Origin of the sequence: Sphingomonas sp. NIC1, from assembly GCF_001638925.1 — a bacterium.
In the GTDB taxonomy this organism is placed as follows: domain Bacteria; phylum Pseudomonadota; class Alphaproteobacteria; order Sphingomonadales; family Sphingomonadaceae; genus Sphingomonas; species Sphingomonas aquatilis.
On sequence record NZ_CP015521.1, the window covers coordinates 210,280 to 226,467 of the forward strand.

The 16,188-nt window shown below is 64.8% G+C and carries 16 protein-coding genes; all 16 read right to left on the reverse strand.

Features of this window, described 5'->3' with window-relative positions; translation table 11 throughout:
- Window positions 1–35: 35 nt before the first annotated feature.
- Window positions 36–1,490 (reverse strand): NADH-quinone oxidoreductase subunit NuoN, encoded by a 1,455-nt coding sequence (nuoN, locus tag A7E77_RS01100; RefSeq protein ID WP_063685302.1) that lies wholly within the window; start codon window positions 1,488–1,490, stop codon window positions 36–38.
- A complete protein-coding gene (locus A7E77_RS01105; RefSeq protein WP_063685304.1) occupies window positions 1,490–3,037 on the reverse strand; it encodes an NADH-quinone oxidoreductase subunit M in 1,548 nt (515 codons plus the stop codon). Before A7E77_RS01105 ends, nuoN begins: the two co-directional genes overlap by 1 nt.
- Window positions 3,034–5,175: an NADH-quinone oxidoreductase subunit L gene (nuoL, locus tag A7E77_RS01110; RefSeq protein WP_063685306.1), complete on the reverse strand. Its 2,142-nt coding sequence runs from the start codon at window positions 5,173–5,175 to the stop codon at window positions 3,034–3,036. The genes A7E77_RS01105 and nuoL overlap by 4 nt, the downstream gene beginning before the upstream one ends.
- 5 nt (window positions 5,176–5,180) lie before the next feature.
- Complete coding sequence (gene nuoK, locus A7E77_RS01115) at window positions 5,181–5,486, reverse strand: NADH-quinone oxidoreductase subunit NuoK (RefSeq protein ID WP_017979172.1); 306 nt, start codon at window positions 5,484–5,486, stop codon at window positions 5,181–5,183.
- The gene (locus A7E77_RS01120; RefSeq protein ID WP_063685308.1) at window positions 5,483–6,094 is read right to left on the reverse strand and encodes an NADH-quinone oxidoreductase subunit J; all 612 of its coding nucleotides are present in this window, start codon (window positions 6,092–6,094) and stop codon (window positions 5,483–5,485) included. The genes nuoK and A7E77_RS01120 overlap by 4 nt, the downstream gene beginning before the upstream one ends.
- Before the next feature lie 43 nt (window positions 6,095–6,137).
- The gene (nuoI, locus tag A7E77_RS01125) at window positions 6,138–6,626 is read right to left on the reverse strand and encodes an NADH-quinone oxidoreductase subunit NuoI (protein WP_172436196.1); all 489 of its coding nucleotides are present in this window, start codon (window positions 6,624–6,626) and stop codon (window positions 6,138–6,140) included.
- 94 nt (window positions 6,627–6,720) lie between these two features.
- Window positions 6,721–7,770 (reverse strand): NADH-quinone oxidoreductase subunit NuoH, encoded by a 1,050-nt coding sequence (nuoH, locus tag A7E77_RS01130; RefSeq protein WP_017979176.1) that lies wholly within the window; start codon window positions 7,768–7,770, stop codon window positions 6,721–6,723.
- Window positions 7,767–9,770, reverse strand: coding sequence for an NADH-quinone oxidoreductase subunit NuoG (nuoG, locus tag A7E77_RS01135; protein ID WP_063685310.1), 2,004 nt, complete (start codon window positions 9,768–9,770; stop codon window positions 7,767–7,769). The genes nuoH and nuoG overlap by 4 nt, the downstream gene beginning before the upstream one ends.
- The gene (nuoF, locus tag A7E77_RS01140) at window positions 9,770–11,074 is read right to left on the reverse strand and encodes an NADH-quinone oxidoreductase subunit NuoF (RefSeq protein ID WP_043059758.1); all 1,305 of its coding nucleotides are present in this window, start codon (window positions 11,072–11,074) and stop codon (window positions 9,770–9,772) included. The genes nuoG and nuoF overlap by 1 nt, the downstream gene beginning before the upstream one ends.
- Window positions 11,074–11,742 (reverse strand): complex I 24 kDa subunit family protein, encoded by a 669-nt coding sequence (locus A7E77_RS01145; RefSeq protein ID WP_043059727.1) that lies wholly within the window; start codon window positions 11,740–11,742, stop codon window positions 11,074–11,076. The genes nuoF and A7E77_RS01145 overlap by 1 nt, the downstream gene beginning before the upstream one ends.
- Complete coding sequence (locus A7E77_RS01150; protein WP_063685312.1) at window positions 11,742–12,080, reverse strand: nuclear transport factor 2 family protein; 339 nt, start codon at window positions 12,078–12,080, stop codon at window positions 11,742–11,744. Before A7E77_RS01150 ends, A7E77_RS01145 begins: the two co-directional genes overlap by 1 nt.
- A complete protein-coding gene (locus A7E77_RS01155) occupies window positions 12,077–13,288 on the reverse strand; it encodes an NADH-quinone oxidoreductase subunit D (RefSeq protein WP_172436197.1) in 1,212 nt (403 codons plus the stop codon). The genes A7E77_RS01150 and A7E77_RS01155 overlap by 4 nt, the downstream gene beginning before the upstream one ends.
- 20 nt (window positions 13,289–13,308) lie before the next feature.
- Window positions 13,309–14,151: an NADH-quinone oxidoreductase subunit C gene (locus A7E77_RS01160; protein ID WP_063685314.1), complete on the reverse strand. Its 843-nt coding sequence runs from the start codon at window positions 14,149–14,151 to the stop codon at window positions 13,309–13,311.
- The gene (locus A7E77_RS01165; protein WP_017979183.1) at window positions 14,148–14,699 is read right to left on the reverse strand and encodes a NuoB/complex I 20 kDa subunit family protein; all 552 of its coding nucleotides are present in this window, start codon (window positions 14,697–14,699) and stop codon (window positions 14,148–14,150) included. Before A7E77_RS01165 ends, A7E77_RS01160 begins: the two co-directional genes overlap by 4 nt.
- A 5-nt stretch (window positions 14,700–14,704) precedes the next feature.
- On the reverse strand, window positions 14,705–15,079 hold the full coding sequence (locus A7E77_RS01170) for an NADH-quinone oxidoreductase subunit A (RefSeq protein ID WP_017979184.1): 375 nt from the start codon (window positions 15,077–15,079) through the stop codon (window positions 14,705–14,707).
- Between the two features lie 223 nt (window positions 15,080–15,302).
- Window positions 15,303–16,115, reverse strand: a complete 813-nt coding sequence (locus A7E77_RS01175) for an inositol monophosphatase family protein (protein WP_063685316.1) — start codon at window positions 16,113–16,115, stop codon at window positions 15,303–15,305.
- Window positions 16,116–16,188: the final 73 nt, after the last annotated feature.

A 16,188-nucleotide genomic window follows, 5' to 3' on the forward strand; every position in this document is an offset into this window, starting at 1 on the left:
GTTGGTTGATCCCGTTTCTGATATGAAGCGGATGGTCAAACGCCGGGGAACAATGCGCGAGCTGCGGCCATCGTCCAGCCACCGAGCAGCGGGATCGCGAGATAGCCGAGCGGCGACACGAAGGCAGCCGTCAGCACGATCAGGCCGCCCTCGACGGGGCTGTTGCCCTTAACGAACGCCGGTGCCGGTTCGTCGAAGTACATCGTCTTCACGACGCGGAGGTAATAATAGGCGCCGATCGTCGACGCCGCGATACCGATCACCGCGAGCGGGAACAGTCCGGCCTTCACCGCCGCGTCGAACACCGCGAACTTGGCATAGAAGCCGAACAGCGGCGGAATGCCGGCGAGGCTGAACATGAAGATCGCAAGCGCCGCGGCGAGGCCCGGACGGGTCCGCGACATCCCCGACAGCGAGGTGATGCTCTCCACCGGATGCCCCGCATCGTCACGCATCTGCAGGACGATGAGGAACGAGCCCAGCGTCATGGCGATGTAGATCGTCATGTAGGTCAGCACGCCCGCCACGCCCTCCGGCGTACCCGCCGCAAGGCCGACCAGCGCGAACCCGACGTTGTTGATCGATGAATAGGCGAGCAGGCGCTTGATGTTGCTCTGGCCGATCGCGGCGACCGCGCCGAGGATGATCGAGGCGAGCGCGGCAAAGATGACGATCTGACGCCACTGGTCGGTCGCCGGCCCCATCGCCTCGACAGCGACGCGGACGGCGAGGCCCATCGCCGCGACCTTCGGCGCCGAAGCGAAGAAGGCGGTCACCGGCGTCGGCGCGCCTTCGTACACGTCCGGCGTCCACATGTGGAACGGCACGGCGGAAATTTTGAAGGCGATGCCGGCAAAGACGAACACCAGCCCGAACAGCAGGCCCAGCGACTTCGTGCCGGCATAGGCCGCGGCAATCCCGCCGAACAGCGTCGTGCCCGAGAAGCCATAGACCAGGCTGATGCCGTAGAGCAGGATGCCGCTCGCCAGCGCGCCGAGGATGAAATATTTGAGGCCCGCTTCCGCCGAACGCGTGTCGCGGCGCATGAAGCTCGCCAGCACATAGGCCGACAGGCTCTGCAATTCGAGGCCGACATACAGCGTCAGCAGGTCGCTCGCCGATACCATCATGCCCATGCCGGCCGCAGACAGCAGGATGAGCACGGGATATTCGGGACGCAGATCGTCGCCGCTGGTGCGCTGGAAAAAGTCAGGCGCCATCAGGATACCAACGGCGGCGGCGACGAAGATCAGCACCTTGGCGAACGCGGCGAAGGCGTCGGCGCGGTACAGCCCGTCGAACGCACTACCGCCCGAGCCCGCAGGCCCCATCAGCGCGACGCACGCACCGGCCAGGATCGCAACGGCAGCCCAGGACACCGCGCGGGTCGACGACGGCCCACCCCAGGCGGCGACCAGCATCAGGACGATGGCGCCGACGCCGAGGATCACCTCGGGCAGCGTCATGGCGAGATTGGCGGCGTAATCCATCAGTGCGTGGTTCCGTGGGCAGCGGCGGCGTGCGCCGCGGCAGGAGTGGTCGCGGCGGGCTTGCCGGCGGCCGGCTTGGAATCGGACGGCGGCGCTGCCCGATCGACGCGGGTCAGCAGGACGGCAACGTCCTTCCGCATCGGCGCCATGAAGCTTTCCGGATAGACGCCCATCCACAGCGCCACCGCGGCGATCGGGGCCAGCAGCCAAAGCTCACGATGCGACAGGTCTTCCATCGCGCGAACCTCGTCCGACTTGATCTCGCCAAAGGCGATACGACGGTAGAGATAGAGCATGTACGCGGCGCCGAGGATGATGCTGGTCGTGCAGAGCAGCGCGATCCACGTCGACACCTGATACGTGCCCATCAGCGACAGGAATTCGGCGACGAAGCCGCTCGTCCCCGGCAGACCGATCGACGCCATGGTGAAGAACAGGAAGAACAGGGCGTAGCGCGGCATGTTGATCGCCAGACCGCCGTAGCGGCTGATCTCACGCGTGTGCAGGCGATCGTAGATGACGCCGACGCACAGGAACAGCGCGCCCGACACCAAGCCGTGGCTGAGCATCATGATCATCGCGCCTTCGATGCCCTGCCGGTTGAAGGCGAACAGGCCGATGGTCACGATCGCCATGTGCGCGACCGACGAATAGGCGATCAGCTTCTTCATGTCGGACTGCACCAGCGCGACGAGGCTGGTGTAGATCACCGCGACCGCCGACAGGCCGAAGATCAGCCAGGTGAGCTGGCCCGACGCCTCGGGGAACATCGGCAGGCTGAAGCGCAGGAAGCCGTATCCGCCGAGCTTCAGCAGCACGCCCGCCAGGATCACCGACCCCGCGGTCGGCGCCTGCACGTGCGCGTCGGGCAGCCAGGTGTGGACCGGCCACATCGGCATCTTCACCGCGAACGAGGCGAAGAAGGCGAGCCACAGCCACGTCTGCACATGCGCCGGGAAGTCGAAGGTCTGCAGCGCCGGGATGCTGGACGTACCCGCGGTCTGCACCATGTACAGCATCGCGATCAGCATCAGCAGCGAGCCGAGCAGCGTATAGAGGAAGAACTTATACGACGCGTAGATGCGGTTCACGCCGCCCCAGATGCCGATGATCAGATACATCGGGATCAGGCCGGCTTCGAAGAACAGGTAGAACAGGAACAGGTCCTGCGCCGCGAACGTGCCGATCATCAGCGTTTCGGTGAGCAGGAACGCGGCCATATATTCCGGCACGCGGTTCGTCACCGACCGCCAGCTCGCCCCGATGCAGATCGGCATCAGGAAGACGCTGAGCATGATCAGCATCAGCGCGAAGCCATCGATGCCGAGGTCCCAGGCGAAGAAGCCGAGGCGCGGGCCGTGCTCGACGAACTGCCACTGCGCTCCGCCGATGTCGAAGTTCGCCCAGAGCAAGATGCCCAGCGCAAAGTCGGCAAAAGTCGCGCCCAGTGCGACCATCCGCGCGGTTGCGGCGGGGACGAACAGGCAGGCGATCGCCGCGAGCGCGGGGATCAACAGCATGATCGTCAGGATGGGGAAGCCGCTCATTGTGCGATCGCCCAGGTGACGACGGCGGTCAGACCGATCAGCATGACGAAGGCATAGGTATAGACATATCCGTTCTGGAGCCGGCCGGCGATGCGGCTGGACCGCTCGACGATCCACGCCGAGCCGTTCGGCCCGAAGCGATCGATCGTCTTTTCGTCACCGCGATGCCACAGGAAGCGGCCGATCGCGAAGGCGGGGCGGACGAAGAGCAGGTTATACAGCTCGTCGAAATAATATTTGTGGGTGAGGAAGCGGTACAGGACGCGGAACTGCTCCGCCACCGCGGCGGGGAAGGTCGGCGCCTTGATATAGGCGTACCATGCGGTGAACAGCCCGGTCAGCATCGCCACCGTCGCCGACAGCTTCACCCAGGTCGGCACCTCGTGCATCGCGTGCATCAGATGTTCGCGGAACGCGATGTCGCCCTTCCAGAAGCTTTCCCCCGCACTCGGCTCGATGAAATAGCCGTGGAAGACGAAGCCAGCCGCGATCGCACCGATCGACAGGACGATCAGCGGGATCAGCATCGGCAGCGGGCTTTCGTGCGGGTGATAGCCACCCGTCCCCGCCGGCAGATCGTGCTGCGCCGGCCCGTGCGTCGAGGGATGGTCGCCCGCGTCCTCGGCCTGCGCCGGGTTGCCGTGCGCCTCATCGGTGTGATGCGTGTCATGCGCATGGGCGTCATGACCGTGGGCGTGATCGTCATGGCCGTGGCCGTGCGCGTCGTGGAGCGCGTGCTGGATATGCTCCGATGCGGCCCAACGCGGCTTGCCCCAGAAGGTAAGGAACATCAGGCGCCACGAATAGAAGCTGGTGATCAGCGCGACGAGCACACCGACGAACCAAACACCCGGCTCGCCGGCCGCCCAGCTTGCCTCGATGATCGCATCCTTCGAATGGAAGCCTGCGAAACCGATCCCGAGCGGATTGCCGAACACCGCGGGCAGGCCGACGCCGGTGATCGCCAGCGTGCCCATCATCATGCCCCAGAAGGTCAGCGGGATGCTTTTCCGCAGGCCGCCGTAATAGCGCATGTCCTGCTCGTGGTGCATCGCGTGGATGACCGACCCGGCCCCCAGGAACAGCAGCGCCTTGAAGAAGGCGTGGGTGAACAGGTGGAACATCGCCGCACCATAAGCGCCGACGCCCGCGGCGAAGAACATGTAGCCGAGCTGCGAACAGGTCGAATAGGCGATGACGCGCTTGATGTCGGTCTGCACCATGCCGACGGTCGCGGCGAACAGGCAGGTCGCGGCACCGATGAAGGTGACGAAATGCAGCGCGGTCGGCGACATTTCGAACATCGGCGACAGGCGGCACACCATGAAGACTCCCGCGGTGACCATCGTCGCGGCGTGGATCAGCGCCGACACCGGGGTCGGGCCCTCCATCGCGTCCGGCAACCAGGTGTGCAGGCCGAGCTGCGCCGACTTACCCATCGCGCCGACGAACAGCAGCAGGCAGAGCACGGTCATCGTGTCGGCACGGAACCACAGGAAGCCGATCGTCGAGCCCGCCATGTTCGGTGCCGCGGCGAGGATCGCCGGGATCGAGACGGTGCCGAACACCAGGAAGGTGCCGAAGATGCCGAGCATGAAGCCCAGATCGCCGACGCGGTTGACGACGAACGCCTTGATCGCGGCCGCATTGGCCGACGGCTTGCGGAACCAGAAGCCGATCAGGAGGTATGAGGCGAGGCCCACGCCTTCCCACCCGAAGAACATCTGGACCAGCGTGTCCGCGGTCACCAGCATCAGCATCGCGAAGGTAAACAGCGACAGATAGGCGAAGAAGCGCGGCTGGTCCGGATCCTCGCTCATATAGCCCCAGCTATAGAGGTGAACGAGCGCCGACACGCTGGTGATGACCACCAGCATGATCGCGGTCAGCTGGTCGACGCGCAGCGACCAATCGACCGCCATGTCGCCGCTGACGATCCAGGTGAGCACCGGCACGACCTGCGCCGTGCTGGTCCCCGCGAGGAAGCCGAGGAAGATCGGCCACGACAGCAGGCACGATACGAACAGCGCGCCGGTCGTGATGACCTTAGCCGGCACGAAGCCGATCGCCTTGTTACCCAGCCCCGCGACCGCGGCCGCGAGCAGCGGCAGGAATACGATGAATAAGATGGCGTGCACCGAAATCAGCCCTTCATCCGGTTGACGTCATCGACCGCGATCGTGCCGCGGCCACGGAAATAGATCACCAGGATCGCCAGCCCGATCGCAGCCTCACCCGCCGCGACGGTCAGCACGAACATCGCAAAGATCTGGCCGACCAGATCGTGGAGGAAGGCCGAGAAGGCGACGAGGTTGATGTTCACGGCGAGCAGGATCAGCTCGATCGCCATCAGGATGACGATCAGATTCTTGCGGTTCATGAAGATGCCGAGCACCCCCATGGTGAACAGGATCGCCGCGACGACCAGATAATGCGTCAGACCAATCACAGCTGGACCCCCTGGCCGACCGTCGGCTGCGTGTTGCGCGTCGCATCCTGGGGACGGCGCGCATTCTGGCGGGCGATATTCTGCCCGCGCACGCCGCCACGCTGGCGATGCGTCAGCACGATCGCACCGATCATCGCGACCAGCAGGACGAAGCCCGCCGCCTCGAACACGAACAGATAGCGCGTGTAGAGCAGCTGCCCCATCGCCTGGATGTTCGGCACGGTGCCGTCGATCGGCGCGATGCGCTGGCTGATCTTCAGGCCGCCGGCGCTCCACGCGCCGAGGCCGATCAGGATCTCGGCGGCGAGCGCCACCGCCAGCGCCAGGCCCAGCGCCGCATAGCGCGCGAACCCGGCGCGCAGCTGTGCGACCTCGATGTCGAGCATCATGACGACGAACAGGAACAGCACCGCGACCGCACCGACATAGACGATGACGAGCAGCATCGCGATGAATTCAGCGCCGACGAGCACCATCAGCCCCGCCGCGTTGAAGAAGGCGAGGATCAGCCACATGACCGAATGCACCGGGTTGCGCGACGAGATCGTCATCGCACCCGACCCGATCACGACGATCGCGAAGAGATAAAAGGCTATGGCCTGGATCACGAGTTGGTCGGCCCCCTCAGCCCGGAATCAAGTGCGGCGCGCATTAACGGTACGGCGCATCGGCGGCAAGGTTCGCCGCGATCGCCCGCTCCCAGCGGTCACCGTTGTCGAGGAGCTTGGCCTTGTCGTAGATCAGCTCTTCGCGCGTTTCGGTCGAAAATTCGTAGTTCGGCCCTTCGACAATCGCGTCTACCGGGCAGGCTTCCTGACACAGGCCGCAATAGATGCACTTGGTCATGTCGATGTCGTAGCGGGTCGTGCGGCGGCTGCCGTCGTCGCGCGGTTCGGCCTCGATCGTGATCGCCTGCGCCGGGCACACCGCCTCGCACAGCTTGCACGCGATGCAGCGTTCCTCGCCGTTGGGATAACGGCGCAGCGCATGCTCACCGCGGAACCGCGGCGAGATCGGGTTGCGCTCGTAGGGATAGTTGATCGTCGCCTTGGGCTTGAAGAAATACTTCAGCGTGAGGGCGTGCGCCTTCACGAACTCCCAGAGCGTGAACGATTTGACGAGTTGACCTACGGTCACGATCCGAACCCCATAACCCGGTCGATGGCGACGACCGTCAATCCGATAATCACGCCGCCAAGAGCACGGCGCCACAGGTTGCTGGTGAAGACGCTACTCACAGCGGCACCCGCATCCACATCAGCACGCCCGACACCAGGAACACCCAGAGCAGCGACAGCGGCAGGAACACCTTCCACCCCAGACGCATCAGCTGGTCGTAGCGGTAGCGCGGGACCGTCGCCTTCACCCAGCTGAAGATGAAGAAGAAGATCAGCATCTTGATGAAGAGGTTGATGATCCCCGGCACCCAGGTGAACGGCGCGAAGTTGAAGAACGGCAGCCAGCCACCCCAGAACAGCGTCGCGTTGAGCGCGCACATCAGCAGCACGTTGGCATATTCGCCGAGCCAGAAGAGCGCGAAGCTCATCGAGCTGTATTCGGTCTGATACCCGGCGACGAGCTCGCTCTCCGCCTCGGTCAGGTCGAACGGCGCGCGCTGCGTTTCCGCCATCGACGAGATGAGGAACACCACTGACATCGGGAACAGCAGCGGGTTCAGCACGAAGCCGTTGATCGGCAGACCGTACAGATTCTGCTGCGCCAGCACGATCGCCGACAGGTTGAAGCTGCCCGCCCACAGCACGACGGTGACGAGGACGAAGCCGATCGCGACTTCGTAGCTGACCATCTGTGCCGCCGCACGCAGCGCCGAATAGAAGGGATATTTCGAGTTGGACGCCCAGCCCGACAGGATGATGCCGTAGACGCCGAGCGACGAGGCCGCGAGCACGTAGAGCAGGCCGACGTTGATGTCGGAGAGCACGACGCCTGCGCCGAACGGCACCACCGCCCATACGATCAACGCCACCGTGAAGGTGATAATCGGCGCTAGCAGGAACAGAGTGCGATTGGCCGCGGCCGGCACGATCGTTTCCTGCAGGAAGACCTTCAGGCCGTCGGCGAACGACTGCAGCAGGCCGAGCGGGCCGACGACGTTCGGACCGCGGCGCAGCGCCATCGCCGCCCAGATCTTGCGATCGGCGTAAATGATCATCGCGACCGCGAGCATCAGCGGCAGCGCGATGACCAGGATGCCGATGATGGTCGAGACGAACCACGCCCAGCCATAGGGCAGCCCGACCGTGGTGTTGAAGAAATCGGTCACTCCGCCGCCTCCGCGAACGTCTCGCCATGGACCAGTTCGGCCGAGCAGCGCTGCATCGTCGGGGACGCGCGGCAGATGGCGTTGGTCAGATAAAAGTCCTTGATCGGATAGCCGGAAAGGGTTCCCTGCCCCGCGCCATCCAGCGCCGGCGGGTTCCATTCGTAGCCGGCCAGCTGGCCGACATGGCGCAGCGCAGGCACCTCGGTCGCCATCGCTTCGCGCAAACCGGCGAGCGTGTCGAACGGCAGCGTGTGGCCGAGCACTTCCGACAAGGCACGGAAGATCGTCCAGTCTTCGCGCGCGTCGCCCGGTGCGAACACCGCGCGCTCGCCACGCTGGACACGGCCTTCGGTGTTGACCCAGGTGCCCGACTTTTCGGCATAGGTCGCACCCGGCAGGATCACGTCGGCATGATGCGCGCCCTGATCGCCGTGATGGCCGACATAGACCTTGAAGCCGCCGAACGCGGTGAAATCGACCTCGTCCGCGCCCAGGAAGAAGGTGACGCCCGCGTCGCGCAGATCGGCGATGCCGCCCATCTGCGCATAGCCGAGCATCAGTCCGCCCATGCGGCTCGCCGCCATGTGAACGACGTTGAAGCCGTTCCAGCCGTCACGCACCAGGTTGAACTGCTTGGCGAAGGCCAGCGCGGCACCATGGCCACCCTTCAGCGCACCACCACCGACGATCACCATCGGCGCCTTGGCGTCGGTGAAGATCTTGGCGGCAGCCTCCGGCAGATTGCCGAGCAGCGACAGATCGGCGCCGAGCCATTCGACCTTGTAGGTCAGCTCCGTCTCCGGCCCGATCGCGAAAACCTTCGCGCCCTTTTTGATCGCCTTGCGGATGCGTGTGTTGATCAGCGGCGCTTCCCAGCGCAGGTTGGTACCGACCAGCAGGATCGCGTCCGCCTGTTCGACGCCCGCGATCGTGGTGTTGAAGTTCACCGCGGCGAGGCTGGACGTATCATAGTCCATGCCGGTCTGACGGCCTTCGAGCTTGGTCGAACCGAGCATCGCGAGCAACGCCTTGGCGGCATACATCGTTTCGCAATCGACGAGATCGCCCGCAACCGCGGCGACATTCGACCCGGCGGCGGCGACGCGATCCTTGATGACGCCGAACGCCTCATCCCAGCTGACCGCCACGAGCTTGCCGTCACGACGCACATAGGGACGATCGAGGCGACGACGCACCAGGCCATCGACATGGTGGCGCGTCTTGTCGTGCGCCCATTCCTCGTTGACGTCTTCGTTGATGCGCGGAACGCAGCGCAGCACCTGACGGCCGCGGCTGTCGAGGCGGATGTTGGTGCCGACCGCGTCCTGGACGTCGATCGTCAGCGTCTTCTTGAGCTCCCACGGCCGCGCTTCATAGGCGTAGGGCTTCGACGTCAGCGCACCGACCGGGCACAGATCGACGACGTTGCCGCTCAGCTCGCTGGTCACCGCCTGTTCGAGGTAGCTGGTGATCTGCATGTCCTCGCCGCGATAGATCGCGCCGATTTCCTCCACGCCCGCAACCTCTTCCGCGAAGCGGACGCAGCGGGTGCACTGGATGCAGCGGGTCATGATCGTCTTGACGATCGGACCCATATACTTCTCGGTCACGGCCCGCTTGTTCTCGGTGTAGCGGCTGTGGCCCTTGCCGTAGGCGACGGACTGGTCCTGCAGGTCGCACTCGCCGCCCTGATCGCAGATCGGGCAGTCGAGCGGATGGTTGATCAACAGGAATTCCATCACGCCTTCGCGCGCGTTCTTCACCATCGGCGTGGTGGTGAACACTTCCTGATTGTCCGCGGCAGGCAGCGCGCACGACGCCTGGGGCTTGGGGGGCCCCGGCTTCACCTCGACGAGGCACATGCGGCAATTGCCGGCGATCGACAGCCGTTCATGGTAGCAGAAGCGCGGGATTTCCTTGCCCGCCGCCTCGCACGCCTGGAGCACGGTGGCTCCCAGCGGCACCTCGACCTCGATCCCGTCTACTTTAAGCTTCGGCATTATTCGGCAGCTTCCTGCATCGGGGCGAGATCGCCGCCGTTGCGCGAGTTGATGCGACGTTCCAGTTCCGGGCGGAAGTGGCGGATGAGGCCCTGAATCGGCCACGCCGCGGCATCGCCCAGCGCACAGATCGTGTGGCCTTCCACCTGCTTGGTCACCTGCTGCAGCGTGTCGATCTCGGCGATGTCGGCATCACCCGTGCGCAGCCGCTCCATCACGCGCCACATCCAGCCGGTGCCTTCGCGGCACGGCGTACACTGGCCGCAGCTCTCGTGCTTGTAGAAGTAGCTGATCCGGCTGATCGCGCGGACGATGTCGGTCGACTTGTCCATGACGATCACCGCCGCGGTGCCGAGACCCGAGCCGACCGCCTTCAGACCATCGAAGTCCATCGGCGCATCGATGATGTCCTTGGCGGGCACCAACGGCACCGACGAGCCGCCGGGAATAACTGCCAGCAGATTGTCCCATCCGCCGCGGATACCGCCGCAATGCGTTTCGATCAGTTCGCGGAAGGTGAGGCCCATGGCATCTTCGACGACGCAGGGCTTGTTGACGTGACCGCTGATCTGGAAGAGCTTGGTGCCCTTGTTGTTCTCACGGCCGAAGCTGGAGAACCATTCGGCGCCGCGCCGCAGGATCGTCGGGCCGACCGCGATCGATTCGACGTTGTTGACCGTCGTCGGGCAGCCATACAGGCCAGCGCCCGCCGGGAACGGCGGCTTGAGGCGCGGCTGCCCCTTCTTGCCTTCGAGGCTTTCGAGCATCGCGGTCTCTTCGCCGCAGATGTAAGCGCCCGCGCCGCGGTGGACGAAGACGTCGAAGTCGTAACCCGAACCGCAAGCGTTCTTGCCGATCAGCCCGGCGTCATACGCCTCGGCGACGGCCGCGAACAGCGTCTCCGCCTCGCGGATATATTCGCCGCGGATGTAGATGTAGGCCGCGCGCGCGCGCATCGCGAAGCCGGCGATCAGCGCGCCCTCGATCAGCTTGTGCGGATCGTGACGGATGATCTCGCGGTCCTTGCACGAACCGGGTTCGGATTCGTCGGCGTTGATGACGAGGAAGTTCGGCCGATCGGGCTTCGGCTCCTTCGGCATGAACGACCATTTGGTGCCCGTGGGGAAGCCAGCGCCGCCACGACCGCGAAGACCCGACGCCTTGATGACGTCGATGATCGCGTCCTGGCCGAGCGCCATCAGCGCCTTGGTATTGTCCCAGTCGCCACGCTTCAACGCCGCCTGCAGGTTCCACGGCTGGAACCCGTAGACGTTGGTGAAGATGCGATCCTTGTCGGCAAGCATCAGGCCCACTCGCTCCGGTAATCGTGGTTCTCTTGCGTCATCGCGGTCAGCGTCGTCGGGCCGCCTTCGGGGCAGCTCGTCTGGCGGCCGATGGTGGAGCCGGTCTTCGGCTGTTCGCCCTTGGCCAGCGCCTCCAGCACCGCGATGGTGCGGTCGTAGTCGAGATCCTCGTAATTGTCGTCGTTGATCTGGACCATCGGCGCGTTGGCGCAGGTGCCGAGGCACTCGACCTCGGTCAGCGTGAACAGGCCGTCGGGCGTCGTCTTGCCCTTGATCAGCCCCTTGTTCTTGCACGCCGCCAGCACGTCGTCCGACCCGCGCAGCATGCACGGCGTCGTGCCGCAAACCTGCACGTGATAGCGGCCGACCGGGGCAAGGTTGAACATCGTGTAGAAGGTCGCAACCTCGAACACACGCATGTACGGCACGCCGATCTGGCGTGCGACGAACTCGATCACCGGAACCGGCAGCCAGCCTTGCGTCTGCGTTTCCGCACCGACCTGACGTTGCGCCAGGTCGAGGAACGGGATCGAGGCCGACTGTTCGCGGCCGGCGGGATAGCGCGCGAGGATCTCGTTCGCTTTCTTCTGGTTCTCTTCGGTCCACGCGAAACCGCCCCAACGTGCGCGGGTTTCGGCTTCGTCGGGGATCTGGGCTGCTTCAGCCATCAGCGGATGAACTCCACGCGCGACACCTTGTCGCCTTCAAACGAATAGACGGACATGACCTCGAACGTCTCGCCACCGGGCGCACGCTCGACCGCCTCATGCAGGACGACCGTCTCCCCCAGCTCGAACGTCGCGAGAATGTCCGCACGATTTTGCGGATATTGGGCGAACATCGCCTTGAGGCCCGACCGCACACCTTCCCGACCCTCGCGCAGCACGGCGCCGCGATAGCCCGCCTCGCAGGCATCGTCGGTCATGAACGCGACATAGGCGTCGGCGTACTGCGCATTGTAGCGCGCGATCATGGCGTGCGCGATGCCGGGGCGGTCGATGCTCACCGGTCGCACTCGCCGAACACGATGTCCATCGCGCCCAGGATCGCGGTCGTATCCGCCAGCATGTGGCCCTTCGACATGAAGTCCATCGCCTGCAGGTGGCTGAACGCGGTCGGACGGATCTTGCAGCGATAGGGCTTGTTCGATCCGTCGGCGACGAGGAACACGCCGAACTCGCCCTTGGGGCTTTCGGTCGCGACATACACTTCGCCGGCCGGGACGTGATAGCCCTCGGTATAGAGCTTGAAGTGATGGATCAGCGCTTCCATCGAGCTCTTCATCTCGGCGCGCTTCGGCGGCACGACCTTGCGGTCGGTTGAGGCGATCGGCCCTTCCGGCATTTCGGCGAGGCACTGCTTCATGATCCGCGCGGACTGGCGAACCTCTTCGACGCGCACCATGAAGCGGTCGTAGCAATCGCCACGCGTGCCGACCGGAATGTCGAAGTCCATGCGCGCATAGGCGTCATAGGGCTGCGACTTGCGAAGGTCCCACGGAATGCCCGCGGCGCGGATCATCGGGCCGGAGAAGCCCCAGGCGATCGCGTCTTCGCGGCTGACCGTCGCGATATCAACGTTGCGCTGCTTGAAAATGCGATTGTCGGCGACCAGCGAAATCGCGTCCTCGAACAGGCGCGGCAGGCGCGTGTCCAGCCAGTCGGCGATATCGGTCAGCAGCTTGAGCGGCACGTCCTGATGGACGCCGCCGGGGCGCATGTAATTGTGGTGCATGCGCGCGCCCGAGGCACGCTCGAAGAAGTTGAGGCAGTCTTCGCGGATCTCGAACAGCCACAGGTTCGGCGTCATCGCGCCAACGTCCATGACGTGGCTGCCGAGGTTGAGCATGTGGTTCGAGATGCGGGTCAGTTCGGCGAAGAAGACGCGCAGATACTGGGCGCGCAGCGGCACCTCGATATCGAGCAGCTTCTCGACCGCGAGCACGAAGCTGTGCTCCATGCACATCGGCGAACAGTAATCGAGCCGGTCGAAATACGGCAGCGCCTGCGCGTAGGTCTTGTACTCGATCAGCTTCTCGGTGCCGCGATGCAGCAGGCCGACATGCGGATCCACACGCTCGATGATTTCTCCGTCGAGCTCCATGACGAGGCGCAACACGCCGTGTGCCGCGGGATGCTGCGGGCCGAAATTGATCGTGTAGTTCTGAATCGTCACGTCGCCGGTCGTCGGATCGGCGGCATCGGTGACGTGCATCAGTTCGTCGACATAGTCGCTCACTGGTTCTGTCCTTGGCCCTTGGTCGGGATCACGTCGGACGCGGCCGGCTTGTCGCCGCCCTTGTTGCCCGCATGCGGTTCGCCCGCGCCGGTCTGCGACGGCGCCTCCGTGGTCTTCGGTTCGTTCGTCACCGGCGCCGCCTTCGGCTGCGTCGGCGCATCGGCCTTAACGATCGTATCCGCCTTTAGCGGCGTCGGCGCGCCCTTGGCTTCGGGGACCATGCCCTTCTCGTCGCCCGGCAGCACATATTGCGCGCCTTCCCACGGGCTCTGGAAATCGAAGTTGCGGAAGTCCTGCGCCAGCTGCACCGGCTGATAGACGACGCGCTTCGCCTCTTCCGAATAGCGCATTTCAACGAACCCGGAGAGCGGGAAGTCCTTGCGCTGCGGATGACCGCGGAAGCCATAGTCGGTCAGGATACGGCGCAGGTCGGCGTTACCGGCGAACAGCACACCGTACATGTCGTACACCTCGCGCTCCAGCCAGCCGGCGACCGGCCAGATGCCCGTGACCGAGGGAACCGGCTTGTCCTCGTCGGTCGCGACATGGACGTGCAGGCGGTGGTTCCGGGTCAGGGACAGCAGGCAATAGACGACCTCGAACCGCTCCGCGCGATCGGGATAGTCCACGCCGGCGATTTCCATCAGCTGCTGGTATTCGAGACCGGGCGTATCGCGCAGCTTGGTCAGCGCGTCGGCGATCGCTTCACGCTCGACGTAGAGCGCGACCTCGCCGACCTGGTCGACCGCGTCGATCAGCGCCGCGCCGAGCGTCGCGCGGACCGCTTCGATCGTTTCCCCGTTGAGGTTCGCCGCAAAGGCGGGAGCGGGCGCCCTCACCGTTCGATGCTCCCGCTGCGGCGGATTTTCCGCTGCAACTGCATGATGCCATAGAGCAGCGCTTCCGCGGTCGGCGGGCAGCCGGGGACATAGATGTCCACGGGCACCACGCGATCGCAACCGCGCACGACGCTGTAGCTGTAATGATAATAGCCGCCACCGTTGGCGCAGCTGCCCATCGAGATGACGTACTTCGGTTCCGACATCTGGTCGTAGACCTTGCGCAGCGCCGGCGCCATCTTGTTGCACAGCGTGCCCGCGACGATCATTACGTCAGACTGACGCGGGCTGGCGCGCGGCGCGGCACCGAAGCGTTCGAGGTCGTAGCGCGGCATGTTGACGTGGATCATTTCGACCGCGCAGCACGCGAGGCCGAACGTCATCCACCACAGCGAGCCGGTACGCGCCCACTGGAACAGCTCCTCGGTCGAGGTGACGAGGAAGCCCTTGTCGGTCAGCTCGCCGTTCAGGCTGTCGAAAAAGCCCTGGTCCGGCTGCACCAGAGCGGTGCCGGCGGCCGAGCGATCGAGTTCAACGGGTCCGGACATGGGGGTCATTCCCAATCCAACGCTCCCTTTTTCCAGGCGTAGACGAGGCCGAGGGCCAGTTCGCCGATGAAGATCATCATGGAGATCCATGCGGTCCAGCCGATGCTGAAAACCGAGACTGCCCAAGGATATAGGAACGCGGCTTCAAGATCGAAGATGATGAACAGGATCGCGACGAGATAAAAACGCACGTCGAACTGGCTGCGCGGATCCTCGAATGCGGGGAAGCCGCACTCATATTCCGACAGCTTCTGCTCGTTCGGCTTGTTGCTGCCGGTCAGCCGCGACACCGCCATCGGCAGGAACACGAAAGTGCTCGACAGCGCGATGGCAACGCCCAGGAACAGCAGGATCGGCAGATATTGCGACAGGTCAACCAAAGGGCATCTCGCACATGCGATAGGAATGGGGTGGCTTTAGGCCTCCGCGCCGGGTCGGGCAAGGCCGTGGCGGCGTGAGAATGAATCGCAGAAAGGCGCGGTTCAGGCGCGCACCCTCACCCTTCCCACTGCCTGCGGGAGTGGGCCCCTTCCCTCTCCCGACGGGAGAGGGACAAGAGGGCGCAGCCTGAGAAGGGTGAAAGCGGGTCGGACCGCCCTGCAATCAGCGCAGCGCGCCGGCGACCAGCTTGTGCAGCTTGACGTGCAGGCCGTCGTTGGCGGCGAGGAATTCGTTCTTTTCCATCGCCCGGTCGGCACCGCGGAAGTCGGTGACGTAGCCGCCAGCTTCCTTGACCAGTAGCAGGCCGGCTGCGGTATCCCAGGGCTTGAGGCCCGATTCCCAATAGCCGTCGAAGCGACCCGCCGCGACCCAGGCGAGGTCGAGCGCAGCCGAGCCGAAACGACGGATGCCGGCGACTTCAGGGGCGACCGCACCGAAGATGCGGCTCCACTGGACGAAATCGCCATGGCCCAGGAACGGGATACCCGTGGCGATCAGCGCTTCCGACAGATCGCGGCGCGCCGAAACGCGCAGACGCTGGTCGGTCAGCCAGGCGCCTCGGCCCTTTTCGGCCCAGAAGCTCTCGTCGGTCAGCGGCTGGTAGACGAGCGCGGTCGTGATCTCGCGCTTGCCGGCCGGCGTAAGTTCCTCGACCGCGATCGAGATCGCGAAATGCGGGATGCCGTGGAGGAAGTTCGACGTGCCATCCAGCGGATCAATGATGAAGCGCGGCTTGTGGGGATCGCCCTTCACCTCGCCGCCCTCTTCCATCAGGAAGCCCCAGTCGGGACGCGCCTTGCGCAATTCCTCGAACAGGGTCTGCTCGGCGCGCTTGTCGGCGATCGACACGAAGTCGGCAGGCCCCTTGCGGCTGACCTGGAGGTGCTGAACCTCGTTGAAGTCGCGACGCAGCGCGGTGCCGGCCTTGCGGGCGGCGCGCTCGATGACGGTGAAGAGGCCGGAATGGGAGGGCATGGGATAATCTCTATACCCCTCTCCCGGCGGGAGAGGGAGGGGCCCGCCGCCGATAGGCGGTGGGAGGGTGAGG

Excerpts from the sequence above, each read along its gene's own strand:
- nuoN (WP_063685302.1), bottom strand. The coding sequence starts at position 1,490 with ATGGATTACGCCGCCAATCTCGCCATGACGCTGCCCGAGGTGATCCTC.
- A7E77_RS01105 (WP_063685304.1), bottom strand. The coding sequence starts at position 3,037 with ATGAGCGGCTTCCCCATCCTGACGATCATGCTGTTGATCCCCGCGCTC.
- nuoG (WP_063685310.1), bottom strand. The coding sequence starts at position 9,770 with ATGCCGAAGCTTAAAGTAGACGGGATCGAGGTCGAGGTGCCGCTGGGA.
- nuoF (WP_043059758.1), bottom strand. The coding sequence starts at position 11,074 with ATGCTTGCCGACAAGGATCGCATCTTCACCAACGTCTACGGGTTCCAG.
- A7E77_RS01145 (WP_043059727.1), bottom strand. The coding sequence starts at position 11,742 with ATGGCTGAAGCAGCCCAGATCCCCGACGAAGCCGAAACCCGCGCACGT.
- A7E77_RS01155 (WP_172436197.1), bottom strand. The coding sequence starts at position 13,288 with ATGCACGTCACCGATGCCGCCGATCCGACGACCGGCGACGTGACGATT.
- A7E77_RS01165 (WP_017979183.1), bottom strand. The coding sequence starts at position 14,699 with ATGTCCGGACCCGTTGAACTCGATCGCTCGGCCGCCGGCACCGCTCTG.
- A7E77_RS01175 (WP_063685316.1), bottom strand. The coding sequence starts at position 16,115 with ATGCCCTCCCATTCCGGCCTCTTCACCGTCATCGAGCGCGCCGCCCGC.